Here is a 25,878-nt window from a genome sequence, read left to right as displayed (position 1 = left end):
GTTGTCTCTTCCCAGAGATGCTTCCGCATACTAATTTGTAAACTGCCATGACGAAATAGTCGGAGCAAGCAAGGAGCCGCGGCATGAACTACCAGCCCACCCCCGAGGACAGGTTCACCTTCGGCCTGTGGACCGTCGGCTGGCAGGGACGGGATCCGTTCGGCGACGCCACCCGCCGTGCGCTCGACCCGGTCGAGACGGTCCAGCGTCTGTCCGAGCTCGGTGCCCACGGAGTGACCTTCCACGACGACGACCTGATCCCCTTCGGGTCCTCGGACACGGAGCGTGAGTCGCACATCAAGCGCTTCCGCCAGGCCCTCGACGCGACCGGCATGAAGGTGCCGATGGCCACCACCAACCTCTTCACGCACCCCGTCTTCAAGGACGGCGCGTTCACCGCCAACGACCGCGAAGTGCGCCGCTACGCGCTGCGCAAGACGATCCGCAACATCGACCTCGCGGTCGAACTCGGCGCCGAGACGTACGTCGCCTGGGGTGGCCGGGAAGGCGCCGAGTCCGGCGCCGCCAAGGACGTACGGGTCGCACTCGACCGTATGAAGGAGGCCTTCGACCTCCTCGGCGAGTACGTGATCTCCCAGGGCTACGACCTGAAGTTCGCGATCGAGCCCAAGCCGAACGAGCCGCGCGGTGACATCCTGCTGCCGACGGTCGGCCACGCCCTGGCCTTCATCGAGCGCCTGGAGCGCCCCGAGATGTACGGCGTCAACCCCGAGGTCGGCCACGAGCAGATGGCCGGGCTGAACTTCCCGCACGGCATCGCCCAGGCCCTGTGGGCGGGCAAGCTCTTCCACATCGACCTCAACGGCCAGTCCGGCATCAAGTACGACCAGGACCTGCGCTTCGGTGCCGGTGACCTGCGTGCCGCCTTCTGGCTGGTCGACCTCCTGGAGATCGCCGGGTACGCGGGCCCGAAGCACTTCGACTTCAAGCCGCCGAGGACCGAGGACCTCGACGGCGTGTGGGCTTCGGCGGCCGGCTGCATGCGCAACTACCTCATCCTGAAGGAGCGTACGGCCGCCTTCCGTGCCGACCCGGAGGTCCAGGCGGCGCTGCGCGCCTCGCGTCTGGACGAGCTGGCGCAGCAGACGGCGGCGGACGGTCTGGCGGGCCTGCTCGCGGACCGCTCGGCCTTCGAGGAGTTCGACGTGGAGGCGACCGCCGCGCGCGGGATGGCCTTCGAGCAGCTCGACCAGCTGGCCATGGATCATCTGCTGGGCGCGCGAGGCTGAGTCGTGAGCCGGGGGCGCCCGTCCACCGATGGGCGCCCCCGGTCACTGGTGCTTACAACTGCGCTCCGGTTGATCCCCTGTGACCGGTCCTGGCGCTGATTGCTCCGGAATCATGCGGTCCATGGCATGAGCCCGTATCAACTTCCGCGCGGGGGTCGCGCGCTGACCGGTTCGCGGCGAGTCTTGACGGTATGGCCATGCCGCCCGTACCGCCTCAGCCGCCCGGGCCCCCCGGAGACAGTCCGCCTCCGGGCGGTGGCTTCGGCCCGCCCTCCGGGGGAGGCTACGGAAGCGGGGGCTACGGCCCTCCTCCCGGAGGCTACGGCCCGCCTGCGCAGGGCGGCGGGGGCTGGATGCCGCCGTCGGTGCCGCCCGAACCGCCCGAGGGCCCGGGCGGACACCGGAGCCCCGGCCGACGTCCGAGCACTCTGTTCATCCTGCTCGCAGCGATCGTCGCGGTCGGAGCCATCACCGCGGTGGTGCTCATGGTCTCCGGAGGCGACGGCACCCCGGACAAGAACCCGCCCGGGAGCAGCCAGAGCTCAAGCCGAACCCCCGAGCCGTCGTTCAGCATCCCGACCGAACTGCCCACCAGGCTTCCCACCAAGCTGCCCACGTTGCCGTCCGGGCTTCCCACCGAACTTCCGTCCGAATTCCCCACCGACCTGCCGAGCGGGTTTCCGAGCGACCTGGAGTCGCTCGTCCCGCTGGCCGGCGACGAAGTGCCGTACTACATGCTGCGAACCGGCGACTGTTTCAACGCGGATGCCGCCCATCCCGGACAGGCCGCGAAGCGCGCATGCGGGGATCCGCACGACGCCGAGGTCGTGAAGGTGGTCGAACTCGAAGGCGGATACGCGACGGACACCGCACTGAAGAACGCCGCCTACTCCTTGTGCCGGCCATCCCTGGAACGCGAGGCGGCAGAACAGCCCGCAGGCAGCGTCAAGGGCAGCCTGGTGCAGTATCCGGACACCGCGGTCTACCGGTTGGGCATCGACAACGTGGCGTGCAGCCTGGCCGCCGACCTCGGCTCCGACACCCGGAAACTCACCACACCACTGGCCTGACGTCCCGGCGGATCGAGGTCCACGCGTGCGTGCCGATCGATGGGCCGCCTTTCGTCCCGGTTCGAACCGGGACGAAAGGCGGCCCGCCCTGTCGCCTCGTCCTCCTTGGTGAGGTCCCTAAGGAGATCCCTCCACGGTTGTCTGCTCCATCGAGGCCAGCGCGGTCCCCGGGTCCTGAGCCGCCCGTCCGGCGAGCACCCAACGGCCGCTCTGCTTCTGATACGGCCACCAGCGGCCGTCATGCCCCAGACGCAGCTGACTGCCCGCGCCGACCACCGTCCACCGGTTGCGGGCCGCCCGCAGCACCGGCCGCTCGGCCTCCTCCCAGGCCGAGTCGAGCGCGGCACGCGCGCGTGCGAGCACCTCGCCCTGGACCGTCCACTCCTCCTCCAGGACCGACAACGCCGCCGAGCCACCGAACCGCCAGGCCCGAACCGCCGACGCCAACTGGTCCCGGCCGCGCCCCGACCCCTCCGCGAGCCGGTCCGAAACAGCTTCCGAAGGGCTGTCCACGGCCAGTCGAACCGCGTCCTGAGCCATCGTCAACTCAGCCTCGACCGGCCGCTGTCCATGACCGGCCCCGAGCGCCTCGGCAAGCAGCCGATGTGCCTCTACGGCCGTCCGCGCGGCCAGGAACTCCAGCGCGCCGGCGTCCACCCCGGGCGCGGGCGGGACGTCGGTGTCCAGGGTCGGCGGTGCCCCGGGCCCATCGGGCAGCGGAGGCAGAGCAGGCAGCGTCGGGAGGATGCCCCCGGCCGCGTACGCCTCCGCCGCGTCCACGCCCTCCGGCCCGGCGGACCCGTCGGCGGGCATGGCGCCACGGCTCTGCAGGTCGTCCAGCAGGGCGCGTTCGCCGCGTCCCCTCATCAGCAGCAGGACGAAGGGGTCGTGGTCCAGCAGCCGCGCTACCTGGTAGCAGAGAGCGGCCGTGTGACCGCAGTGGTCCCAGGCGCCGCAGTCGCACTCCGGCTCCAGATCACCCATGCCGGGCAGGAGTTCGACTCCGGCGGCAGCAGAGTCCTCCACCAGGTGCGGGGGCATGTCCCGGTCGAGCAGGGCAGCGATGTGACCGGCCTGCTCGACCGCCATGTCCAGGAAACGGTCCCACTGTTCGTCGGACAGCTGCTGAAGCAGGACGTCGGAGCGGTGCGTGGTGAGGTCGCGGCCCTGGACGACGGCTGTGATGCGTCCCGGGCGCACCGACACGGCACCCACAGCTCCCGCGCGCGCGAGCCGGCGGCCCGCCCGCACCTGTTCCGAGTCCAGCGCCGCGTCCTCCAGCGACTTCAGCCAGGCACGCCCCCACCACGTCTCCGCGAAACCACGCCCTGGCGGGGGAGGCAGCGCGGCGAACGTGCGCTCCAGGTCGGCGCCGGCCGGGTCGCTCTCGTACGCCTCGCCTTCGTGGTCGTCACCGTTGTGCTCGTCGCCGTTGTCCTGGTCACTGTCGTGCTGATTCATCGAGCGTCCCCTCGCAGTCGCACCAGGTCGGCCAGTTCGGTGTCCGTGAGTTCGGTGAGCGCGGCCTCGCCGGAGCCGAGCACGGCGTCGGCCAGTGCCCGCTTGCGGTTCAGCATCTCGGCGATGCGGTCCTCGATCGTGCCCTCGGCGATCAGCCGGTGCACCTGCACGGGGCGGTTCTGGCCGATGCGGTACGCGCGGTCCGTGGCCTGGGCCTCGACTGCGGGGTTCCACCAGCGGTCGTAGTGCACCACGTGCTCGGCCCTGGTCAGGTTGAGGCCGGTGCCTGCGGCCTTCAACGACAGCAGGAAGACGGGTACTTCACCCTCCTGGAAACGCTCCACCATCGCCTCGCGTTCCGCGACGGGCGTGCCGCCGTGGAGGAACTGCGTGGGCACTCCGCGTGCTGCCAGATGCCGTTCCAGAAGCCGCGCCATCTGCACGTACTGGGTGAAGACCAGAACGCTCGCTCCCTCGGAGAGGATGGTGTCGAGCAACTCGTCCAGCAGTTCCAGCTTTCCGGAACGTCCCGCGATTTTCGGGCGGTCCTCCTTGAGGAACTGCGCCGGATGGTTGCAGATCTGCTTCAGGCCGGTCAGCAGCTTCACGATCAGCCCGCGCCGCACCATGTTGTCGGCGCCGGAGATCTCCGCGAGCGTCTCCCGTACCACGGCCTCGTACAGCCCTGTCTGCTCCTTGGTGAGCGACACGGCACGGTCGGTCTCCGTCTTCGGCGGCAGTTCGGGAGCGATACCCGGGTCCGACTTGCGCCGCCGCAGCAGGAACGGGCGTACGAGCCGGGTCAGACGCTCGGCGGCGGCCGGGTCCTGACCGCCCTCGACGGACTGCGCGTACTGCGAGCGGAATGTGCCGAGCCGGCCCAGCAGTCCCGGAGTCGTCCAGTCGAGGATCGCCCACAGTTCCGACAGGTTGTTCTCCACCGGGGTGCCGGTGAGCGCCACGCGTGCGCGTGCACCGATGGAACGCAGCTCCCGGGCCGTCTCCGAGTACGGGTTCTTGACGTGCTGGGCCTCGTCCGCCACGACCATGCCCCAGGGCACCTCGGCCAGCCGCCGCGCGTCCAGGCGCATCGTGCCGTACGTGGTGAGCACGAACTCGCCGTCGGCCAGGGCCTCCAGGCTGCGCCGGGATCCGTGGAAGCGGCTTACGGGCGTACCGGGCGCGAACCGTTCGATCTCTCGCTGCCAGTTGCCCATCAGGGACGTCGGACAGACGACGAGCGTGGGCCCCGCCGCCGAGGCGTCGGTCTGCCGGTGCAGATGCAACGCGATCAGCGTGACCGTCTTGCCGAGGCCCATGTCGTCGGCCAGACAGCAGCCGAGACCCAGGGACGTCATCCGGGCCAGCCAGTCGAGGCCCCGCAGCTGGTAGTCGCGCAGTGTGGCGGCGAGCGCGGCCGGCTGACCGACAGGGTCCTGGGCGTCCGGGTCCGAGATACGGTCCCGCAGGGCCGCCAGCCACCCGGTGGGCCGCACTTCGACCGAGCGGCCGTCGACCTCAGTGGAGCCCGTCAGAGCGGCGCTGAGGGCGTCGACGGGGGTGATCTTGCGGTCCTGCTGCGCGCGGGCGCGGCGCACCTCCCGAGGGTCTACGAGGACCCACTGGTCACGCAGCCGCACCACGGGGCGGTTCGCCTCGGCGAGCCGGTCCAGCTCCTCGCGTGTGAGCTGCTGGTCGCCCAGTGCGAACCACCAGTTGAAGGCGAGGAGCGCGTCGGCGGACAGGAACGACGGCGTGTCCGACGAGACCTTCCCGGTGCCCGTGCTGTCGTCGGGTGGGCCGACGACAGCACGGGCCGTCAGCTTGCGGGCCAGCTCCTTGGGCCAGTGCACCTCGACACCGGCGGCGGACAGGGCAAGGGCGCCTTCCCCGAGCAGCTCGGTGACCTCTTCGTCGGCCAGTTCGACGGCGTCCGGTACGGCTGCGGAGAGCAGGGGTGTGAGCGGCGGCCAGGTCCGGGCCGCGCGGCGCAGCGTGAGCAGAGTGTCCATCCGCGCGCGGGGGCCGAAGGCGCGGCCGGGGGCGCCGGCCGAAACCCACACGTCGGCCGCGTCCGCGACCAGCCCGGGCTCGCTCACACTGTGCACCTGGAGGACGGCCCGGAACCGCAGCGCCGTCTCGTCCGGTCCGGCCGACGCCAGCCCCGGTACCTCCACCCGCAGTGAGATCCGTACGCCCGCGTCGTGGCCGGCGGCGACCTCGGAGGCCCACACGCGCTGCTCCGGCACGTGCTGCGGGTCCCGCACCGCGTAGGCCGCCCCGCCCGCGGCGAGCGAGGCGGCTGGAGAGCGGGGCAGTGCGTCGGCCACCGCGTCCAGGAAGGCGCGCAGCAGCCGTTCCGGGTCGGGCAACCGTGGCGGCTCCGTGCCCTCCAACGGCACGGCATGCGCTTCCGGGGGCATCGCGGAGGCGAGTTCGCGGACGCGCTCCATGTCCGGCGCGTCGAGAGGCCCGGCCCGCCAGGCGTCGTGGTCCCCCGCGGAGACGCCGGGCAACAGCATTCCGCGCGCGGCCAGTTGCAGGGCGAGGACGGCGGCCGTACCCCAGAACGCCGTTGCTCTGTGGCCCAGCGTGGCGCCACGCGCCCGCGTGAGGACCGGCAACGCCGCACGCACCGGGAGCAGCACGGCGGTCACCCGAGTCGGTACGACACCACGGTCACCCGCCAGGATCACGGTCAGGTCGCCGACGGTTCCGGCGGCGACGGAGGGCGGCGCGTCTCCCTCGGGCCGCCAGAACGCGACCAGGCCGGTGCGGGCCGGATCGCCGGGCACGAACACGGCGCAGCAGCGGGCAAGTTCGGAGATCTCGGAGGGGGTTGCCGCGGGAATCCTCTGCACAGCGATGGCCGCATTCCTCAAATTTGACTACTGGGGTTCGAGTCGCCGAGGGTACAGCACCCTGGCGACCTGTCCGGCATCGCTGAGCCATGACTCGGGTCACCACTCCCATTCGTACGTTTCCTCAAGCCGGCCCGATCCCCGAAGAGACCCCCGGAGCCCGTCCATGCCCCGCCGCGACTGCGGCTCGCCCGGCCGATGTGCGCGCCTACTGCCGTGAGTTGGGTATTACCTGTACGGAGACGGGGCTCGTCGATTCGTACCGACAGGCCTTGCGGCACATCTACGAGGTGGGAGTGTCCCTCAGGGGCGAGTAGGGGTCGAGTCTCAGGGACGTCTCAGGGTCGCGGTCCGGAACTGTGGGAGGCGCGGACCCGTTTTTCATGGCAGAGAGCGGCACTGGCCGCGAAGGAGGCGACACTCATGTCGAGGAACGCGAAGATCGCCGCAGGGGGCGTGGCAGCCGGGATCATCCTGTGGATCTGGTTGCCCTGGTGGGCCGCGCTGCTGATAGTGCTGGGAGTTCCGGCGGCTGCCTATCTCGCGCTGGACCCCGCACAGCGGCGGAGGCTGCGCCGCGTCACACGCAAGGAGATCGGCCGCTGAGGCGGCGCCATTCGATGCCGCGCGTGCCGCACTCCGGCTGACACCCCGCGTGGCCCGCAGCACGATCGCCTTACCGAACGCCGCCCGGAACCAAGGGATCCGGGCGGCGTCGGTCGGCGGCGCTCAGCTGGGGCGTACGGCCATCCTGTCGAGCGCCTCGAGGAGACCGGGCAGCTCCGGCCCCCGGCCCACCGGCAGCACCTCGCCGGGCTCGTCGTCGAGCAGGACGAAGGCGATGTCGTCGGTCCTGGCCACCATCGACCAGCCTGGACCGTCGGCGCGCAGTGTCCGCGCGTCGCCTGGAGCGAACGAGGAGCGGACGCGGCCGAGAGGCGGAGGGGTCTCCACGTACGCGCGTGCCTCCGCGAGGACGCGCCGGATACCGGAACGGGGCCGGTTCACGGTGTCCTCGGCATGCCCCGGGTTGTTCTCGGGCGGGGTCTCGGCGTCCCCAGCCGGGTCTGTTGCGCCCGCAATCCGATCCGTGCCCACCTCGGCCCCGTCCGGCTCGCCCTCGGGCGCCGCTGACCTGCCACCCGGAAGAGTGAAGTCTTTGTCACTGAGCTGTTCCCGCCAGATCACCCACTGGCGCGCGATCTCGTCGGCGCCGAGACGCCGCTGCGCCGGCCCCCACGAGGTGGTGTCCGGCGGAGCGAGCGGTGGCCGGTCCGTGAGTTCGGGGCCCGGATCGTGCGGGGCGGGCACGTCGGGAGCCGCGACGGCGACCGCGAGGGGCCAGCCGGGCAGGGCCGCGACGACCGTGTGCTCCTCGGGCGACAGGTCGTACTCCATGCCGCAGTCCCACGAAGCGATCGCGACCGCGACCAGGGAAACGTCGTCGATGGCCACTGTCCACCGCGCGCCGTCGCCGTCCTGACCGAGCACCAGCCCGTACCCGTCGGCGAGAGGCGCGAGGCCGAGCGCCTCACATGCCTCCGGATAGTCGTCGCCCAGCACACTCGGGAACTGCGCGGGCGTCAGCAGCATCGCCGTGAGCACATAGAGCGCGTCGTCCGCGGTGGCGACGGCTTCCTCGTCCGTCTCTGCCATCCCAGTCTCCCCATCTGTTCGTCCATCGGCGCGCACCCTAATCCGATCGGAAGGCTGCTGTCACGACTCCCACCCCACCCGGAGCTGCTGGTTCCTGCCGGGCAGGGGGGAATCGACCGGATGTACCCGCTTCGGTCAGGTCGGCGGCAGTCCGAGGAGTTCCCGGGCGACCGTCCGCGGCGACTCGTCGCGCTCTCTGGCCAGGGCGATGACGGCACGGCACGCCAGCTCGTTCACCCCGAACGACAGAGCCTCCGGCGACACCCAGGCCAAGGCCTCGTCCATCTGATCCTGGTCGTCCTCCGCACACGCCGACACGTACACAGCAGCGGCCTCGAAGAGATTGTGCGTGCGCTTCTCCCGCACCGCGCTCGCTTCCGAGCGCCAGGAACGGAGAAAACTGGTGAACGATTTCTGGATACCGCCGAACATGCGGACCACCTTCCCCCTGTGTGGTTGCCACGGTTGATCGTTCATCTGCTGCTGTCCAACGTAGAGACGGAGTTCCGGCGGCAGAAGAGGGCAGGTGCGGTGAGGGGTGCGGTGCGCCGACGACCGCCGGCTCAGATCGGTCGCACGGCCAGCGCCAGAAACCGTGCGTCCTCGTCCACGTACGACGTCAGCTGCCACCCGGAACCGGCGAGCAGCGGACCGAGACCGGCCTCCGCGCGCAGGTCATCAGGGGTGATCCGCCGACCCTGCCGGGCGGCCAGAGCGGCCCTGCCGATCGGGTGGAACAGCGCCAGGGTGCCGCCGGGGCGTACCACGCGCGCGAGTTCCCGAAGATTCTCGCCGGGCTGCGGCAGGTGCGCGATCAGGCCCGCCGCGAACACGGCGTCGAGGGACTCCGAACGCAGCGGAAGAGCGGCCGCGTCGGCGAGCAGCAGCTGTCCGTCGAGGCCCCGTCCGGCGCGTACCGCGGCATCCAGCATGGCCGGGGTCAGATCCACTCCCAGGACCACTCCCGAGGGCCCCACGGCGTCACGCAGCGGCGCCAGGGCCCGCCCGGTGCCACAGCCGGCGTCCAGCACTCGGGCCCCCTCGCGCAGCCGCAACTCGGCGACCGCTGCGGCGTAGGCGGGCCCGTCGTCCGGGAACCTGCTGTCCCAGTGGGCCGCGCGGGCGGCGAAGAAATCCTGGACGTGTGTGTGGTCGTCGCTCATGTTCCGCATGATCCCGCACGGACGAGAAGTACCCCACGGCGCACACGTTCGAGCGGGACTCGATCGTTCAGGCGTCATTCCCTGCCATATTTCAATACCTTTCGAAATGCGCCCCCTTTGTGCTCCTGTGCCCCCACTAGCGTCCCGTCGTCATGGGACACCTGGACCACGCCGCCTTCGGCTGGCTGACCCCCGCACTGTCATACGTGATGGCCTGCATAGGCGCCGCCCTCGGGCTGCGCTGTACCGTCCGTGCGCTCGGCGCGACCGGCCGCTCGCGACGCAACTGGCTCGTCACCGCGGCCTCCGCGATCGGTACCGGCATCTGGACCATGCACTTCGTGGCCATGCTCGGCTTCAGCGTCCGCGGCACCGACATCCGCTACGACGTGCCGCTGACCATTCTCAGCCTCCTCGTCGCCATGGCCGTCGTCTCCGCCGGGGTCTTCGCCGTCGGATACGGGCACGACCGCGCTCGCGCGCTCTTCGTCGGTGGACTCACCACCGGGCTGGGCGTGGCGAGCATGCACTACCTCGGCATGGCCGCGGTACGGCTGCACGGTGACGTGAAGTACGACCCGGCCCTCGTCGCGCTCTCCGTGGTGATCGCCGTCGTCGCGGCCACCGCGGCCCTGTGGGCGGCGCTGAACATCAAGTCACCGATCGCGGTGACCGTCGCCTCGCTCGTCATGGGGGCGGCCGTCAGCAGCATGCACTACACCGGGATGTTTGCGGTGCACGTGGACGTCACACCCTCCGGCGAGACGCTGCCCGGGGCCACGGCGATGCAGTTCATCTTCCCCCTCGCCGTCGGCCTCGGGTCCTATCTCTTCCTGACCTCGGCGTTCGTCGCGTTGTCGCCGACGGCCGGGGAACGTGAGGCATCCGCGTCAGCCCAGCGGCCGGTCGACAGCGTCGCTGCCCGGTAGGCGCGCGCACCGGGTCGACGACGCCCGCAAGCGCACCCCGAACCACTACGAGCGAGGAGGCCATGCGCACACCCCGTAGGACCCCGATACCTGGCGCCGGGACGGCGCCCCCGCCGCGCGGACGCCGCGCACACGCCGGTCCGCCGGCCGACGAAGACTCCGAGGAATCGTTCGGAGCCCTGCCCGACGAGGTGCCCACGCGCGCGGGACGCTGGCGCGTGCGGCCGGGAACCGTCCGCGCCAAGATCGTCTGCCTCCTGATGGTGCCGGTTGTCTCCCTGCTCGCGCTGTGGGCGTACGCCACCGTCACCACAGCCCAGGACGTCGCCCGGCTGCGGCAGTTGCAGCGCGTCGACTCCCAGGTGCGCGCGCCGGTCGCCGCGGCCGTCGCCGCGCTCCAGGCCGAACGCACGGCCGCAGTACGCCACGCCACCGATCCGGCGGCGGTACCGGGCGTCGACCTCAGGGCGCTCGGGGAGCGCACCGACCGGACCGTGGCGAAGCTGCGCCTCGGAGGCCGCAACACCGTCGCCGACGGCGAGGAACTGCCCGCCGGAGTCGCGGAGCGCCTGGAGAGCTTTGTCGCCGGTGTCGAACAACTGCGCACGCTGCGGACCTCGGTACTCGGCCGGCGTACCGGATGGGCCGAGACGTACGCGCAGTACACCAGGAGCATCTCGGCGGCCTTCGCCGTGGGCGGCGCGCTCACCGGCATCCAGGACGCCGAACTCGGCTCCGACGCGCGCGTACTGCTCGAATTCTCCCGCGCGGGAGAGGCCTTGGCCCAGGAGGACGCCGTTCTCGCCGGGGCGCGTCTCGCCGGGCGCCTGGACGGACCGCGGCTGCGGCTGTTCACCGGAGCCGTCGACACCCGCCGCACCCTCCTCGAAGCCACCGCCTCCGACCTGCGCGGCCCGGAACGAGCCACCTGGCAGAGTCTCGCGGCAGGCACCGCCTACGCCACTCTTGCCGCCGTCGAGGACAAGGTGCTCGGCGCCCGCCCGGGCGCCAGGGCGATCGCAGCCGCGCCCGACGCCACCTGGACCAAGGCACACGCACGCGTGCAGGGCGGCATGCGTGCCATCGAGGCGGACGCGGGCCACGACGTCGCGGACCGGGCCGATCCCTTCACCCGGGGCCTGCTCACCCCGGCCGGCGCCGCGGTGCTGTTCGGCCTGGCCTCCGTCGTCGCGTCCCTGGTGATCTCCGTACGCATCGGACGCGGCCTCGTCGTCGAGCTGGTGAGTCTGCGCAACACCGCCCTGGAGATCGCCAGGCACAAACTCCCGCAGGCCATGCTGAAGCTGCGCGCGGGAGAGGAGATCGACATCCGGGCCGAGGCACCCCCCGGACCGCCCGCCGAGGACGAGACCGAACAGGTCGCGGAGGCCCTGGGCACCGTGCACCGCGCGGCCCTGCGCGCCGCAGTGGAACGCGCGGAACTGGCCAGCGGCATCTCCGGGGTCTTCGTCAACCTCGCGCGACGCAGCCAGGTCCTCGTACACCGCCAACTGAGCCTCCTCGACAGCATGGAGCGCAGATCAGACGACCCGAACGAGCTCAGCGACCTGTTCCGGCTCGACCACCTCACCACCCGTATGCGGCGCCACGCGGAGAGCCTGATCATCCTCTCCGGAGCGGCACCTGGACGGGCCTGGCGGCTGCCGGTCTCCCTGACGAACGTGGTCCGCGCCGCCGTCTCCGAAGTCGAGGACTACGCGCGCGTGGAGGTACGTCAGTTCCCCGAGGCGTCCGTCACCGGCGCCGCGGTCGCCGACCTCACGCACCTCCTGGCCGAGCTCGTCGAGAACGCCGCCCAGTTCTCACCCCCGCACACCAGGGTGCGCATCACCGGCGAACCGGTCGGCAACGGCTACGCCGTGGAGGTCGAGGACCGGGGACTCGGGATGGGCAAGGAGACCCTCGCCGAGGCGAACCGCCGCATCGAACAGTCCGAGACGCTCGACCTGTTCGACAGCGACCGGCTCGGCCTCTTCGTGGTCAGCAGACTCGCCGCGCGACACAGCATCAAGGTGCACCTGCGGACCTCGCCCTATGGCGGCACCACCGCGGTCGTCCTGCTGCCCACGGCCCTGCTGCACGGTGGCGCGGCGGAACGCTCCCCCCGCGCGGCGGTGGACCGGGAGCCGGCCGTCGAACGCGAGTACGCGCGCGTGCCCGCTGCCGCCCCGCACCAGGAACCGGTCCGGGCTTCGGCGGACCGCCCCGCACTGGTGGCGACCGCACAGGCCCCGGCGGAGACCGCCCCCGAAACCCCACCACCAGGAGTGACCGCCCTGCGACTGCACCGGACGCCCGAGGAACCCGGCGACGCGGAGGAGTCCGACGACCTCCCACGCCGCGTCCGGCAGGCGCACCTCGCCCCGCAACTGCGCGAACAGCGCCCCGAGGAGCCGACCCGCACGCCGGGTTCCCGGAGCAAGGAGAAGCGCACCCCCGAGGCCGTACGGGACCGCATGGTGGCCTACCGCGACGGCTGGGTGCGAGGCGGCGGCAGTTCACCCGGTGGTGGAGCCACCCGAGGCCGCGAAACCGGCAGAGACAGCAGCGAAGGAGACCGCGCATGATCAAGGACCCGAGCACGAGGGCGGATCGGCGGTCCGGTGAACTCGACTGGCTGCTGGACGACCTGGTACTGCGCGTCAGCGAGGTACGGCACGCGGTGGTGCTGTCCAACGACGGCCTCGCGGTGGGAGCCTCCACCGATCTCAAACGTGAGGACGCGGAGCACCTCGCCGCGGTCGCCTCCGGCTTCCACAGCCTGGCCAAGGGCGCGGGACGCCACTTCGGCGCCGGCGGCGTGCGCCAGACCATGGTGGAGATGGACGACGGCTTCCTGTTCGTCGCCGCCGCGGGCGACGGCTCCTGCCTCGCGGTGCTCACCGCCGCGACCGCCGACATCGGCCTCGTGGCGTACGAGATGGCGCGGCTGGTGAAACGTGTGGGCGAGCACCTCCACACGGCGCCGCGGGCAGCGGGCCGCCCGCCCGCCGCCGGATGAGGCGAGAGGGCGGTCCGGGCAGATGACCGAGGACACGACAGGCACCATGCAGGAGTCGGGCAGCCAGTGGTACGACAACGAGGCCGGGCCCCTCGTCCGCCCTTACGCCATGACGGGCGGACGCACCAGATCCGGCCCCACGGGGGTCCGCTTCGACCTGATCGCGCTCGTCACGCTCGACACGGGCGCGCCCGCCATGGACGACGACACCGCGCTCGGCCCCGAGCACCGGGTGCTCATCGACCTGTGCCGTACGGAGACGCAGTCCGTCGCCGAACTCGCCGCGGACGCAGACCTCCCCGTAGGGGTGGTGAGGGTGTTGCTCGGCGACCTGCTGGAGCTGGGCTGCGTCACCGTCAGCCGTCCGGTGCCGCCCGCGCAACTGCCCGACGAACGCATTCTGCGCGAGGTGATCGAAGGACTGAGGGCGCTGTAGATGAGAGACACGGAACCATCCGGACCACGCCGAGTTGTGCACCCTTCCGGACACCGAACAGGTGCGAGCCGGTCACATCGGTCTAATAGCGGTCCAATTCCCCGGCTGGGAGCGGTAGTTGTCATGATGCTGACTTCGCCCACACTCGGCGACGCCGCGCGCGGATCCACCGTGAGGGCGCGGCGCGCACCTATGAACGTCGACCGTTGCCGGCCCTCCCGAGAGAAGTGATCGATGGTCTCCGAGCACTCCGACGCCGCGGACGACGAGACGTCCGCCCTGGCGTTGAAGATACTGGTCGCCGGCGGGTTCGGCGTGGGCAAGACCACCATGGTGGGCGCGGTCAGTGAGATCAGGCCGCTGCGCACCGAGGAACTGCTGAGCGAGGCCGGCCAGTTGGTGGACGACACCGACGGCGTGGACCAGAAGGTCACGACGACCGTCGCCATGGACTTCGGCCGCATCACCATCCGCTCAGGCCTCTCGCTGTACCTGTTCGGTACGCCGGGCCAGGACCGTTTCTGGTTTCTGTGGGACGAACTGTCGCAGGGCGCCCTCGGCGCCGTCGTCCTCGCGGACACTCGCCGACTGGAGGACTGCTTCCCCGCCGTCGACTACTTCGAGCACCGGCACATCCCGTTCGTGGTGGCTGTCAACTGCTTCGCGGGTGCCCGCTCCTACGGCGCCCAGGACGTGTCGCGCGCCCTTGACCTCGACCAGGGCACGCCCGTGGTGCTCTGCGACGCCCGCAACCGCGACTCGGGCAAGGAAGTGCTGATCCGGCTGGTCGAGTACGCCGGGCGGATGCACACCGCCCGGCTGCTCGACTCCGTGAGCTGAAGCGAGGAGGACGCGGCTGAGCCGCGTCCTCCCTCAGTGGGCGACGGCGGCCTGCGCCAGCACCTTCTCGATGCGCACGCGGACGAGCAGTTCCCCCGGCACGCCGTTGCGGGCGCCGAACTCCTCGGCCCGCTCCTCGCCCATGTAGCGCGCGCCGATGCGCGCGGCCCAGTGCCGGACGTCGTCGAGTTCCTCCGACAACGTCGCCCGGCCCTGAATCACCACAAACGTGAACGGTGGCTGGTCGTCGTCCACGCACAGGGCGACCCGGCCGTCACGGGCCAGGTTGCGCCCCTTCACCGTGTCCTTTCCCGTGTTGAACACAAGGTCGTCACCGTCGAGCAGAAACCAGATCGGGGCCACGTGAGGGCTCCCATCGGCTCGGACGGTCGACAGTTTTCCGGTGCGGGTGCCGTGCGAGACGAAGGCCCGCCATTCCTCGTCAGTCATCTTCTGTGCCATGCACCCATCCTCCTTGCTCGGAGAGCGGCCGTGGGTGAGGCTGACTGACCGGATCCTTCGGCTTGGAGGACCTGCCGCACGGGGAGATCAGAAACATGGCGCAGAACCAAGGACTTGGCTGGCTGCTCGACGATCTGACCGAGCGTGTCGAGCACATACGACATGCGCTGGTCCTGTCGAACGACGGGCTGGTGACAGGCGCCAGCACAGGACTGCGACGCGAGGACGCCGAGCATCTCGCAGCCGTGTCCTCGGGTCTGCACAGCCTGGCGAAAGGCTCGGGACGCCACTTCGGTGCGGGCAAGGTGCGTCAGACGATGATCGAGTTCGATGACGCGGTGCTGTTCGTCACGGCGGCCGGCACCGGCAGCTGTCTGTGCGTACTCAGCGCCGCGGAGGCCGACATCGGCCAGATCGCCTACGAGATGACACTGCTCGTCAATCGGGTCGGCGAACACCTCGACGTGGATGCCAGGCAACCCGAACAAACTCCGTCATCAGACAGCTGACCTGCGGGTATGGCGTCACGCGAGAGAGTTATCCACAGGCTCGGCGGTCGGGGCGCCGAACCGGCTACGGTTTTTCCCGAGGCCGGCGCACACGGCGCGGGCCATCCACTCCACGGGGGAGACCGACCATGTCCGGCGTCAGCATCACACGACCCACCCAGACGGCCACCGCACCGGCCGCCGGCACGCTCCGCACCTCTGGCGCGCCCTTCGCGCCCAGCCGCGCCGCACGCGAGCTGGGCCTGAAACGCAGTGAGTTCGACCTCGCGGTCCATCTCGGGTGTGTCCGGACCGTCCCTGACGAAGGGGGTGGCGGCCGACGCGTCGGCCGCGACGAGATCGACCGGCTGCGCAACGACACACGTTTCCCCGAGACACTGCGAGAACGCGTCCGGTCCGTGGGTACGGCGGATGGCGCGAAGCTCATGGATGTGACGCCCACCCGGTTCACCCGCCTGGCACGGCTGGGCCTGGTGACGCCGGTGACCTTCTACCTCAACCGCTACCGGGCCGTGGTCTGGCTGTATCTCGCCGACGAACTAGGGCAGTTCGCCGCAGGCACGGACTCCGCCCCGCTGCTGACCGGCCGCACTTCCCCGAGTCTGCGGGACCAACTCGCAGCAGGCATTGACCGGCGGCCCCGGAACTGGCGGGGACGACAACTGGGATTCCTGCTTCGAACGGCCGACGATCCGTGGGCGCGGGCCGCCGTCGTGGCATCCTTCCTCGATCCCGGCCAGGTAACGGAGATCGCCAACGACCCGTACGAACGCGCTTACTTGAACCGCTTCCGGCCGGAGCAGCCGGCCCACGGGGTGCCGGGTTCACCCGCCGCCCGTCTCGCGGAACGGATCATGACGGCGGACGACCCGGACGAGATCGGCTGGCTCCGCGCGGACCTGACCGGAAGCCTGGCCGAGGCCCGCGACCATCGGCCCGCACCGCGCCCGGGGGCGGAACAGGTTCCGCCCCCGGCCGAAAAGCTCGAACAGGAGGCTGGCCGGTCCGTGCCCCCGCAACAGGACAGTCACCCCGGGGCACCCGAGCGAACCCGCGGTCTGTTGAGCCGCCTGCGCGGCAGAAACCCACGCCCCGCCCGGGACCGGAAGCGCGCCGCGCGAGTCTGAACAGGACGAGACTCCTCAGCTCAGCTCAGCTTCCGGAACAGCCCCTCCTGGACGACGGAGACGAGAAGCCTGCCCTCGACGTCGTAGATCCGGCCGCGGGCCAGCCCGCGCCCGCCCGTGGCGATGGGGGACTCCTGGTCGTACAGGAACCACTCGTCCGCGCGGAACGGCCGGTGGAACCACATGGCGTGGTCCAGCGAGGCCATGTCGAAGGTCCGCGGGCCGAACAGGGGCTCCACCGGGAGGCGGACGGCGTCGAGCAGCGTCATGTCGCTGGCGTACGTCAACGCGCACGTGTGGACGAGCGGGTCGTCCCCCAGCGGGCCGACCGTGCGCATCCACACCGCGCTGCGCGGCTCCAACTGCTGGACCTCCTCAGTGGTCCAGAGCAATCGGTCCACATAACGGATGTCGAAGGGCTGACGGCGTGCCATTCGCTCGAACTGCTCGGGCAGCGCGCCGAGATGCTCCTTGATCTCCTGGGTGACGTTCGGCAGGGACTCCGGATCGGGGACCTTCCGGGCCGGCGGCAACTGATGTTCGAAGCTGCCTTCCTCGGGCTTGTGAAAGGAGGCGGTGAGATTGAAGATCGTGCGGCCCTGCTGCACGGCCGTGACCCGCCGGGTCGTGAACGACCGGCCGTCACGGACCCGTTCGACCTGGTACACGATCGGCACGCCCGGACGGCCCGGGCGCAGGAAGTACGCGTGCAGCGAGTGCACCGGGCGCTCGCCGTCCGTGGTGCGCCCGGCGGCGACCAGCGCCTGGCCCGCCACCTGGCCACCGAAGACCCGCTGGAGGGACTCGTCGGGGCTGCGGCCACGGAAGATGTTGACCTCGATCTGCTCCAGGTCGAGCAGGTCGACGAGTCTCTCGGCTGGGTTCGTCATGGGTGCGATTCTCCTGTGCTCACAGCTGGCCGACGGCGGTGACCTTGATGACCGCTCGGCCCTCCGCGTCGGAGGCCACGAGGTCTACCTCCGCGCTGATGCCCCAGTCATGGTCACCGTTCGGGTCGGCGAAGGCCTGCCGGACGCGCCACAGCCTGTTCTGCGGCTCCTCCTCGATCATCAGCAGCCGGGGGCCGCGGGCGTCGGGGCCGGTGCCGAGGTCCTCGTACTCGTCCCAGTACTTGTCCATCGCCTCGCCCCACGCGTCGGCGTCCCAGCCGGCCTCCGAGTCCAACTCGCCCAGGGCCCCCACCTGGTCGAGCGCGGCAAGCTCGACGCGGCGGAACATGGCGTTGCGGACGAGGACACGGAAGGCCCGCGCGTTGGCGGTGACCGGCTTGACCTGGTCCGCCTTCTCCTGGGCCTCCTCGGCAGTCATGACCTCCGGGTTGGCGAGCTGCTCCCACTCGTCCAGGAGGCTGGAGTCGACCTGGCGCACCATCTCGCCCAGCCAGGCGATCAGATCCTGCAGGTCCTCGGACTTGAGGTCGTCGGGGACGGTGTGGTCGAGGGCCTTGAAGGCGCCGGCGAGATAGCGCAGCACGATGCCCTCGGTGCGGGCCAGATCGTAGTGCGACACCAACTCGGTGAAGGACATGGCTCGTTCGTACATGTCACGGATGACGGATTTGGGGGAGAGAGGATGATCGCCGACCCACGGGTGGCTCTTGCGGTACGTGTTGTAGGCGTGGAAGAGCAGCTCTTCCAACGGCTTCGGGTACGAGACGTCCTGGAGGCGCTCCATGCGCTCCTCGTACTCGACGCCGTCCGCCTTCATCGCCCCGACGGCCTCACCGCGCGCCTTGTTCTGCTGGGCCGCGAGAATCTGGCGCGGGTCGTCCAGCGTGGACTCGACCACCGACACCATGTCCAGAGCGTACGAAGGCGACTCCGGGTCCAGAAGCTCGAACGCGGCCAGCGCGAAGGTGGACAGCGGCTGGTTGAGCGCGAAGTCCTGCTGGAGGTCCACGGTCAGACGCACGATGCGTCCGGTCGCGTCCGGCTCGTCCAGCTTCTCGACGACGCCGCCGTCCAGCAGCGAGCGGTAGATGGCGATCGCGCGCCGGATGTGCCGCAACTGCTGCTTGCGCGGCTCGTGATTGTCCTCCAGCAGGTGCCGCATCGCGTCGAAGGCGTTGCCGGGGCGGGCGATCACCGACAGCAGCATCGTGTGGGTCACCCGGAAGCGGGACGTCAGCGGCTCCGGATCGGAGGTGATGAGCTTCTCGAAGGTGTTGTCCGTCCAGCCGACAAAACCCTCGGGCGCCTTCTTGCGGACCACCTTGCGGCGCTTCTTCGCGTCGTCGCCCGCCTTGGCGAGCGACTTCTCGTTCTCGATGACGTGCTCGGGAGCCTGTGCGACGACGAAACCAGCCGTGTCGAAGCCCGCGCGGCCCGCCCGGCCGGCGATCTGGTGGAACTCACGCGCGCGCAGGTTCCGTACGCGATTGCCGTCGTACTTCGTCAGCGCGGTGAACAGCACCGTGCGGATGGGCACGTTGACGCCGACGCCGAGAGTGTCCGTGCCGCAGATGACCTTCAACAGGCCCGCCTGGGCCAGCTTCTCGACCAGACGGCGGTATTTGGGGAGCATGCCGGCGTGGTGGACACCGATACCGTGCCGGACGTAACGGGACAAGTGCTGGCCGAACTTGGTGGTGAAGCGGAAGTTGCCGATCAGCTCGGCGATCTTGTCCTTCTCCTCGCGCGTGCACATGTTGATGCTCATCAGGGCCTGCGCCCGCTCCACCGCCTGCGCCTGCGTGAAGTGCACGATGTAGACGGGCGCCTGCCGGGTCTCCAGGAGTTCGGTGAGGGTCTCGGTCATCGGGGTCAGCTTGTACTCGTACGACAGCGGGACCGGGCGGATCGCCGAGCGGACCACCGAGGTCGGGCGGCCGGTGCGGCGGGTGAGGTCCTGCTCGAACATCGAGACGTCGCCCAGCGTCGCCGACATCAGGATGAACTGCGCCTGCGGCAGCTCCAGGATCGGGATCTGCCAGGCCCAGCCGCGATCGGCCTCGGCGTAGAAGTGGAACTCGTCCATCACGACCTGGCCGACATCCGCCTGCTTGCCGTCGCGCAGCGCGATGGACGCCAACACCTCGGCCGTGCAGCAGATGACGGGGGCATCCGAGTTGACCGAGGCGTCGCCGGTCAGCATCCCGACGTTCTCCGTGCCGAAGATCTTGCACAGCTCGAAGAACTTCTCCGAGACCAGGGCCTTGATCGGAGCGGTGTAGAAGGTGACCTCGTCCCGGGCCAGCGCGGCGAAGTGCGCGCCCGCCGCGATCATGCTCTTGCCGGAGCCGGTGGGCGTCGACACGATCACGTTCGCACCCGAGACAGCCTCGATCAGCGCCTCCTCCTGGTGCGGGTAGAGCGTGAGACCGCGCTCCTGGGACCACGACTCGAAGGCTTCGTAGAGGGCGTCGGGGTCTGCGGTCTTCGGCAGCTGATCGATGAGGGTCACACCCCCATCTTGCCTGTGATCCCAGGTGAAGGGGGAATCGGATGCCCGTCCGAAGATCACGGCGGCTACGCTGTGTCGCCGACGGAGCGTCAGCGCACCCGGTCAACTGGACAGCGGCGTACGAGGAATAGGGCGGAACACGGCCATGATGGGACCAGCACACTCACTCTCGGGGGCCGCGGCCTGGCTCGGGGTCGGAGCCGCCGCGGCCGCGGCCGGCAAGCCGATGCCCTGGCCGGTGCTCCTGGTCGGTGCCCTGATCTGCGCCGGTGCCGCACTCGCCCCGGACCTCGACCACAAGGCGGCGACCATTTCGAACGCCTTCGGCCCGATCTCGCGCGGCCTGTGCGAGATCGTCGACAAGCTCTCCTACGCCGTCTACAAGGCGACGAAGAAGCAGGGCGACGCGCGCCGCTCGGGCGGGCACCGGACACTGACGCACACCTGGCTGTGGGCGGTTCTGACCGGTGGGGGCGCCTCCGCGGTGGCGATCGCCGGCGGCCGTTGGGCGGTGCTGGCGATCCTCTTCGTGCACATCGTGCTCGCCATCGAAGGCTTGCTGTGGCGGGCGACGCGCGGCTCCAGCGCCGACGTCCTGGTCTGGCTGCTGGCAGCGACCAGCGCCTGGATCCTGGCCGGCGTCCTGGACAAGCCGGGCAACGGCGCGGACTGGCTGTTCACGGACCCGGGGCAGACGTACCTGTGGCTCGGGCTGCCGATCGTGCTCGGCGCGCTGGTGCACGACATCGGGGACGCGCTGACGGTGTCCGGCTGCCCGGTCCTGTGGCCCATCCCGATCGGCCGCAAGCGCTGGTACCCCATCGGCCCGCCGAAGGCGCTGCGGTTCCGGGCGGGCAGCTGGGTCGAGCTGAAGGTGCTCATGCCGGCGTTCATGCTGCTCGGGGGAGTGGGCTGCGCGGCGGCGCTCAACCTCATCTGAGGCCGGCCGCCGGGACAGCCGTCTCAGCTCTGGTCCTCACCGCCGCCGTATCGCCGCTCGAAGGCGGCGACGCGGCCCTCGGTGTCCACCGTCCGGGCCTTGCCGGTGTAGAACGGGTGGCTCTCCGAGGAGATCTCCACGTCCACGACCGGGTACGTCTCGCCGTCGTCCCACTCGATGGTCTGCTCGCTCGTCGCGGTGGACCGGGTCAGGAAGGCGTATCCGGCGGTCCGGTCCCGGAAGACGACCGGCTGGTAGGCGGGCTGCTTGTCCTGCTGCATGCGCGTGCTCCTGGTTCGGGCTGTCGGCCCCGCGGGGCCCTTGCGTCAGGGAGAGGACCAGCCGGACAGGGCGTCCTCATCGACGATGTGCATAGCGGCCTCCTCGGCCGAGGCCGCGGCGCCGTCGATGCCCACGTCGGTGGCGATCAGCCCGCTCTCCCCGTCCTCGTGCGCCCCCTCGTTGGGGGCCACCAGACGACCGGAGCGGACCGCGCCCACCTCGTTGTCCAGCGGCTCGCCGTCCGTGCCCGCGCAGTCGCCGATGCCGTCGCCGTCCGGTGCCGCGACGTCCGGCAGTTCCTCGGCGAGGCGCTGGTCCAGGGTCTCGCCCCGCTGGCGCTCCGCCGCCGTCACACCGGTGCGCTCCACCGCCCAGGGCCGGTCCGGAGGGGACCAGCCGCGGTCGAGAGGATCATCGACCCCGTCGGTGACCAGGGTGTCCTCGGCGTCCAAAAGGCCCGCGTCGTCCTGAACCTCGGATCCGTCGGGCTGGTAGACGTCGTCTCCCCATCCCTCGTCACTGTCCACGGGTACCTCCAGATGGGTCGGGACCGGCCCCGGCGCCGCCAGGATGGGCGGGCAGCCGCCTCCAGCGTTCCACCCACCGCCGGGACCGCGCAACGGGACGGAGCCGGCCCGGCCCCGCCCCGCTGCCCGATCACCGGTGTGTCACCCGTGCCACGACCGCCACAGCGCCGCGTACGCGCCGTCCGCCGCGACCAGCTCGTCGTGGCTGCCCAGCTCGCTGATCCGGCCGTTCTCCACGACGGCGATGACGTCCGCGTCATGGGCCGTGTGCAGCCGGTGGGCGATGGCGACGACCGTACGGCCGTCCAGGACCCGGGCCAGGGACCGCTCCAGATGACGGGCCGCACGCGGGTCGAGAAGCGAGGTCGCCTCGTCCAGGACCAGTGTGTGCGGGTCGGCCAGGACCAGCCGGGCCAACGCGATCTGCTGGGCCTGCGCCGGCGTGAGAGCGAACCCGCCCGAGCCGACCTCGGTGTCCAGGCCCTCGTCCAGCGCCCGGGCCCAGCCGTCCGCGTCGACCGCGCCCAGCGCCGCCCACAGCTCGGTGTCCCCGGCATCCGTGCTGGCCAGCAGCAGGTTGTCGCGCAGGGAGCCGACGAAGACGTGGTGCTCCTGGTTGACCAGCGCGACGTGCGAGCGGACCGCCTCGGCGGGCATCTTCGACAGGTCGGCGCCGCCCAGGGTGATGTGGCCGGTCCGGGGCGCGTAGATCCCGGCGAGCAGCCTGCCCAGCGTGGACTTGCCCGCGCCCGAGGGGCCCACCAGGGCCAGCCGGGTGCCGGGCGCGACCTCCAGGGACACCTCGCGCAGCACGTCCACGCCCTCCCGGTAGCCGAAGTGCACCCTGGTCCGCGTGCACGTCCCGCCCGTCCGGGGCCAGCGAGGGGTCACCGGCGTCCGGCTCGATGTCCCGGACGCCGACCAGCCGGGCCAGCGACACCTGGGCGACCTGGAGCTCGTCGTACCAGCGCAGGATGATCCCCACCGGGTCGACGAGCATCTGGGCCAGCAGTGCGCTCGTGGTCAGCTGCCCCACGTCGATCCAGCCCTGGAGCACGAAGACCCCGCCGACCATCAGAACCGAGCACAGCACGGTCACATGGGTGGCGTTGATGACGGGGAAGAGCACGCACCGCAGCCACAGCGTGTAGCGCTCCCAGGCCGTCCACTCGCTGACCCGCCGGTCGGACAGTTCGATCCGGCGGTCGCCCAGACGGTGGGCCTCGATGGTCCGTCCTGCGTCCACGGTCTCCGCGAGCACGGCGGCGACAGCGGCATACCCGGCGGCCTCCGAGCGGTAGCCGGAGGGTGCGCGCCGGAAGTACCAGCGGCAGCCGACCACCAGCAGCGGGACCGCGAGGAGCACGGCCGGAGCCAGCGGCGGTGCCGTGACGACAAGACCGCCGAGCAGCAGCGCAGCCCACACCACACCGATGGCGAGCTGGGGCACTGCCTCGCGCATCGCGTTGGCGAGCCGGTCGATGTCGGTAGTGATGCGGGAGAGCAGATCACCCGTGCCCGCCCGCTCCAGGACACCCGGCGGCAGCCCGACCGCGCGGACGAGGAAGTCCTCGCGCAGGTCGGCCAGCATCCGCTCGCCGAGCATCGCGCCGCGCAGCCGCACCTGCCGTACGAACACGGCCTGCACGACCAGCGCGGCGGCGAACAGGCCGACGGTGAGCTCCAGATGGAGTTCGCGGGCGTTGTCCGAGACTCCCTCGACGAGGTCGCCCAGCAGGTACGGACCGACCATGGAGGCCACCACGGAGACCGTGTTGACGGTGACCAGCAGCAGGAAGGCACGCCGGTGCCTGCGGAACAGTTCGGCCACGTAGGCGCGTACGGTCGCGGGGGCGCCGACCGGCAGGGTGCTCGCCGTTGTCGGGGCCGCCGGGTCGTACGCCGGTGGCGCCACGCCGATCATGCCGTCTCTCCGATTTCCTTGAGTTCTGCGAGTTCTTCCAGGTCGTCGAGATCGTTCAGGTCGCGGCCGATCGCTTCCTCGTCCTCGTTCTCCCTGGTCACCACGGCCCGGTACCGCGGTTCCGTGTGCACCAGTTCACGGTGCACACCGACGGCCGCGACCTCGCCCTCGTGGATCAGCACGACCCGGTCCGCCTGGTCCAGGAGCAACGGCGATGAGGTGAACACCACCGTGGTCCGGCCTGCACGCAACTTCCTTACCCCGTCCGCGATCCGGGCCTCGGTGTGCGAGTCGACGGCCGACGTGGGTTCGTCGAGCACGAGCACCTCGGGGTCCGTGATCAGCGACCGTGCCAGCGCCAGCCGTTGGCGCTGCCCGCCCGACAACGACCGCCCGCGCTCGGTGATCCGCGCGTCCAACGGGTCCTCGGCGTCCAGGGACCCCTGCACGAGCGCCTCCAGCACGTCGCCGCACTGTGCGGCGGCCAGCGCCGCTGTCGCGCTCACCGCACCCGAGGCGGGCACGTCGAGCAGCTCGTGCAGCGAACCGGAGAGCAGTACCGGGTCCTTGTCCTGGACGAGGACGGCCGTGCGGGTGCTGGAGAGCGGCAGCTCGTCCAGCGGTACGCCACCGAGGAGCGCCGACGTGCCCTTCTCGGAAGGATGGCCGCCGAGCCGTTCCGCCAGCACACCCGCCGCGTCCGGATCGCCGCACACCACTGCGGTCAGACATCCGGCGGGTGCCAGCAGGCCGGTCGCGGGGTCGTACAGATCCCCGGCCGGCGCGACCGCCTCGCGCGAGCCCGCCGTGTCCGTGGCGCGCTCCAGGGACAGCACCCGTGCTGCCCGTTTCGCGGAGGGCCGGGAGAAGGAGTACGCCATGGCGATCTCCTCGAAGTGCCGCAGCGGATACGTCAGCAGCATGACCGCGCTGTACACGGTGACCAGCTCGCCGACGGTGATCCGGCCCTGCCTGGCCAGGTGCACACCGTGCCAGACGACCGCGATCATCAGCAGACCCGGCAGCAGCACCTGGATCGCCGAGATCAGCGCCCACATACGGGCGCTGCGCACGGCCGCGTGCCGTACTTCCTGCGAGGCCCGGCGATAGCGGTCGAGGAAGAGTTCCTCGCCGCCGATGCCACGCAGCACCCGGAGTCCCGCGACGGTGTCCGAGGCCAGTTCGGTCGCGCGGCCCGCCTTCTCCCGCTGGAAGTCGGCCCGCCGGGTGGCGCGCGGCAGCAGCGGGAGTACGGCGACGGCGAGGACCGGGATGCCCACGGCGACGACGATGCCGAGCGCCGGCTGGTAGACGTACAGCCCGACGCAGACCAGCACGATGGTCAGCGCGGCGGCGGTGAACCGCGAGAAGGCCTCCACGAACCAGCCGATCTTCTCCACGTCCCCGGTGGAGACCGCGACGATCTCACCGGCCGCGACCCGCCGAGTCAAGGCCGAGCCCAGCTGGGCGGTCCTGCGGGCCAGCAGTTGCTGGACGCGGGCCGCCGCCGTGATCCAGTTGGTGACCGCGGCCCGGTGCAGCATGCTGTCGCCGAGTGCGATGGCGACGCCGCACAGCACCATCAGCCCGCCCGCGAGAGCCAGCCGCCGGCCCGAGCGTTCGACAACGGCCTGGACGGCGAACCCGACGCCGAACGGCAGTCCGGAGACGGCCACGAAGTGCACCAGTCCCCAGGCCAGGGCGTTGAGCTGCCCGCCGAGCTGGTTGCGGAAGAGCCACCACAGAAATCTGGGGCCCGAGCGCGCGTCCGGTACACCCGGGTCTCGGTACGGAAGGTCTTGGATCTTCATGACGTCCCAGTGGCTCGAATCTCGCATGAGGGGGTGGATGTGGGGGTGGGAGGGGCCGGGAAGGCCGACAACGGGCCGTGAAAGGTTCGCGTCACCGTGTGGTCGGAGGCAAACGATTTTCCGGCGAGAGGCATGGTTTCGGCCTGTTTGGCGGCTGTTCGCCTCATTGCCGCGCGGGGCCGACT

The 25,878-nt window shown here is 70.8% G+C and carries 22 protein-coding genes and 2 pseudogenes; 12 read left to right on the top strand and 12 right to left on the bottom strand.

Annotated features, from left to right (window positions below; genetic code table 11):
* Nucleotides 1-83: 83 nt before the first annotated feature.
* Entirely contained in the window at nucleotides 84-1,250 is a 1,167-nt protein-coding gene (gene xylA, locus G3I56_RS22420; RefSeq protein WP_164411622.1) for a xylose isomerase, read from the top strand.
* A 353-nt stretch (nucleotides 1,251-1,603) separates the two neighbouring features.
* A complete protein-coding gene (locus G3I56_RS44015) occupies nucleotides 1,604-2,320 on the top strand; it encodes a hypothetical protein (RefSeq protein WP_239135022.1) in 717 nt (238 codons plus the stop codon).
* Nucleotides 2,321-2,437: 117 nt separating this feature from the next.
* Here G3I56_RS44015 and G3I56_RS22410 read toward each other — a convergent pair whose 3' ends face one another.
* On the bottom strand, nucleotides 2,438-3,781 hold the full coding sequence (locus tag G3I56_RS22410) for an SWF or SNF family helicase (RefSeq protein WP_239135021.1): 1,344 nt from the start codon (nucleotides 3,779-3,781) through the stop codon (nucleotides 2,438-2,440).
* Nucleotides 3,778-6,642 carry a DEAD/DEAH box helicase gene (locus tag G3I56_RS22405; protein WP_164411620.1) on the bottom strand — a complete coding sequence of 955 codons (2,865 nt, stop codon included), beginning with the start codon at nucleotides 6,640-6,642 and terminating at the stop codon, nucleotides 3,778-3,780. The genes G3I56_RS22410 and G3I56_RS22405 overlap by 4 nt, the downstream gene beginning before the upstream one ends.
* Before the next feature lie 185 nt (nucleotides 6,643-6,827).
* Between G3I56_RS22405 and G3I56_RS44010 the strand changes: the two are divergent.
* A pseudogene (locus G3I56_RS44010) lies at nucleotides 6,828-6,959 on the top strand (acyl-CoA desaturase); the annotation flags it as partial.
* 106 nt (nucleotides 6,960-7,065) lie between these two features.
* The gene (locus tag G3I56_RS22400) at nucleotides 7,066-7,248 is read left to right on the top strand and encodes a hypothetical protein (protein WP_164316518.1); all 183 of its coding nucleotides are present in this window, start codon (nucleotides 7,066-7,068) and stop codon (nucleotides 7,246-7,248) included.
* Between the two features lie 123 nt (nucleotides 7,249-7,371).
* Here G3I56_RS22400 and G3I56_RS22395 read toward each other — a convergent pair whose 3' ends face one another.
* The 3 genes from G3I56_RS22395 to G3I56_RS22385 form a co-directional block, all read right to left on the bottom strand.
* Nucleotides 7,372-8,298, bottom strand: coding sequence for a hypothetical protein (locus G3I56_RS22395; protein ID WP_164411618.1), 927 nt, complete (start codon nucleotides 8,296-8,298; stop codon nucleotides 7,372-7,374).
* A gap of 135 nt (nucleotides 8,299-8,433) precedes the next feature.
* The gene (locus G3I56_RS22390; protein ID WP_164411616.1) at nucleotides 8,434-8,730 is read right to left on the bottom strand and encodes a hypothetical protein; all 297 of its coding nucleotides are present in this window, start codon (nucleotides 8,728-8,730) and stop codon (nucleotides 8,434-8,436) included.
* A gap of 131 nt (nucleotides 8,731-8,861) precedes the next feature.
* Nucleotides 8,862-9,470 (bottom strand): methyltransferase domain-containing protein, encoded by a 609-nt coding sequence (locus tag G3I56_RS22385; protein ID WP_203690396.1) that lies wholly within the window; start codon nucleotides 9,468-9,470, stop codon nucleotides 8,862-8,864.
* A gap of 143 nt (nucleotides 9,471-9,613) precedes the next feature.
* Here G3I56_RS22385 and G3I56_RS22380 point away from each other — a divergent pair, with 143 nt between their 5' ends.
* From G3I56_RS22380 to G3I56_RS22360, 5 genes are all read left to right on the top strand, one after another.
* Nucleotides 9,614-10,390, top strand: a complete 777-nt coding sequence (locus G3I56_RS22380) for an MHYT domain-containing protein (RefSeq protein WP_164411612.1) — start codon at nucleotides 9,614-9,616, stop codon at nucleotides 10,388-10,390.
* A 62-nt stretch (nucleotides 10,391-10,452) separates the two neighbouring features.
* Nucleotides 10,453-12,978 (top strand): nitrate- and nitrite sensing domain-containing protein, encoded by a 2,526-nt coding sequence (locus G3I56_RS22375; protein WP_164411610.1) that lies wholly within the window; start codon nucleotides 10,453-10,455, stop codon nucleotides 12,976-12,978.
* Complete coding sequence (locus G3I56_RS22370; protein ID WP_164411608.1) at nucleotides 12,975-13,412, top strand: roadblock/LC7 domain-containing protein; 438 nt, start codon at nucleotides 12,975-12,977, stop codon at nucleotides 13,410-13,412. Before G3I56_RS22375 ends, G3I56_RS22370 begins: the two co-directional genes overlap by 4 nt.
* Nucleotides 13,413-13,434: 22 nt before the next feature.
* Entirely contained in the window at nucleotides 13,435-13,848 is a 414-nt protein-coding gene (locus G3I56_RS22365; RefSeq protein ID WP_164411606.1) for a DUF742 domain-containing protein, read from the top strand.
* A gap of 234 nt (nucleotides 13,849-14,082) precedes the next feature.
* The gene (locus G3I56_RS22360; protein WP_164411604.1) at nucleotides 14,083-14,688 is read left to right on the top strand and encodes an ATP/GTP-binding protein; all 606 of its coding nucleotides are present in this window, start codon (nucleotides 14,083-14,085) and stop codon (nucleotides 14,686-14,688) included.
* A 33-nt stretch (nucleotides 14,689-14,721) separates the two neighbouring features.
* Here the strand turns inward: G3I56_RS22360 and G3I56_RS22355 are convergent, their stop codons facing one another.
* Nucleotides 14,722-15,150 (bottom strand): PPOX class F420-dependent oxidoreductase, encoded by a 429-nt coding sequence (locus G3I56_RS22355; protein WP_164411602.1) that lies wholly within the window; start codon nucleotides 15,148-15,150, stop codon nucleotides 14,722-14,724.
* A 95-nt stretch (nucleotides 15,151-15,245) separates the two neighbouring features.
* Between G3I56_RS22355 and G3I56_RS22350 the strand changes: the two genes are divergently transcribed.
* Entirely contained in the window at nucleotides 15,246-15,659 is a 414-nt protein-coding gene (locus tag G3I56_RS22350) for a roadblock/LC7 domain-containing protein (RefSeq protein WP_164411669.1), read from the top strand.
* A 128-nt stretch (nucleotides 15,660-15,787) separates the two neighbouring features.
* Entirely contained in the window at nucleotides 15,788-16,786 is a 999-nt protein-coding gene (locus G3I56_RS22345) for a DUF6397 family protein (RefSeq protein ID WP_164411600.1), read from the top strand.
* A gap of 20 nt (nucleotides 16,787-16,806) precedes the next feature.
* Here G3I56_RS22345 and G3I56_RS22340 read toward each other — a convergent pair whose 3' ends face one another.
* Both G3I56_RS22340 and G3I56_RS22335 read right to left on the bottom strand, forming a co-directional pair.
* Nucleotides 16,807-17,676 (bottom strand): acyl-CoA thioesterase II, encoded by an 870-nt coding sequence (locus G3I56_RS22340; RefSeq protein WP_164411598.1) that lies wholly within the window; start codon nucleotides 17,674-17,676, stop codon nucleotides 16,807-16,809.
* Between the two features lie 19 nt (nucleotides 17,677-17,695).
* The gene (locus G3I56_RS22335; RefSeq protein ID WP_164411595.1) at nucleotides 17,696-20,209 is read right to left on the bottom strand and encodes a DEAD/DEAH box helicase; all 2,514 of its coding nucleotides are present in this window, start codon (nucleotides 20,207-20,209) and stop codon (nucleotides 17,696-17,698) included.
* A gap of 145 nt (nucleotides 20,210-20,354) precedes the next feature.
* Here G3I56_RS22335 and G3I56_RS22330 point away from each other — a divergent pair, with 145 nt between their 5' ends.
* Nucleotides 20,355-21,149, top strand: a complete 795-nt coding sequence (locus G3I56_RS22330) for a metal-dependent hydrolase (protein WP_164411593.1) — start codon at nucleotides 20,355-20,357, stop codon at nucleotides 21,147-21,149.
* Nucleotides 21,150-21,172: 23 nt separating this feature from the next.
* Here the strand turns inward: G3I56_RS22330 and G3I56_RS22325 are convergent, their stop codons facing one another.
* From G3I56_RS22325 to G3I56_RS22310, 4 genes and pseudogenes are all read right to left on the bottom strand, one after another.
* Nucleotides 21,173-21,430: a type B 50S ribosomal protein L31 gene (locus tag G3I56_RS22325; protein WP_164411591.1), complete on the bottom strand. Its 258-nt coding sequence runs from the start codon at nucleotides 21,428-21,430 to the stop codon at nucleotides 21,173-21,175.
* Nucleotides 21,431-21,475: 45 nt separating this feature from the next.
* Nucleotides 21,476-21,958: a DUF5709 domain-containing protein gene (locus G3I56_RS22320; protein WP_164411590.1), complete on the bottom strand. Its 483-nt coding sequence runs from the start codon at nucleotides 21,956-21,958 to the stop codon at nucleotides 21,476-21,478.
* 141 nt (nucleotides 21,959-22,099) lie between these two features.
* Nucleotides 22,100-23,882, bottom strand: a pseudogene (locus G3I56_RS22315) (ABC transporter ATP-binding protein).
* On the bottom strand, nucleotides 23,879-25,693 hold the full coding sequence (locus G3I56_RS22310; RefSeq protein WP_164411667.1) for an ABC transporter ATP-binding protein: 1,815 nt from the start codon (nucleotides 25,691-25,693) through the stop codon (nucleotides 23,879-23,881). The pseudogene G3I56_RS22315 and the gene G3I56_RS22310 overlap by 4 nt, the downstream one beginning before the upstream one ends.
* Between the last annotated feature and the right edge of the window lie 185 nt (nucleotides 25,694-25,878).

This window comes from Streptomyces sp. SID12488 (assembly GCF_010548275.1).
Lineage (GTDB): Bacteria > Actinomycetota > Actinomycetes > Streptomycetales > Streptomycetaceae > Streptomyces.
Note: the sequence above shows the minus strand (reverse complement) of the source record. Positions and strands in the feature narration are given on the sequence as shown.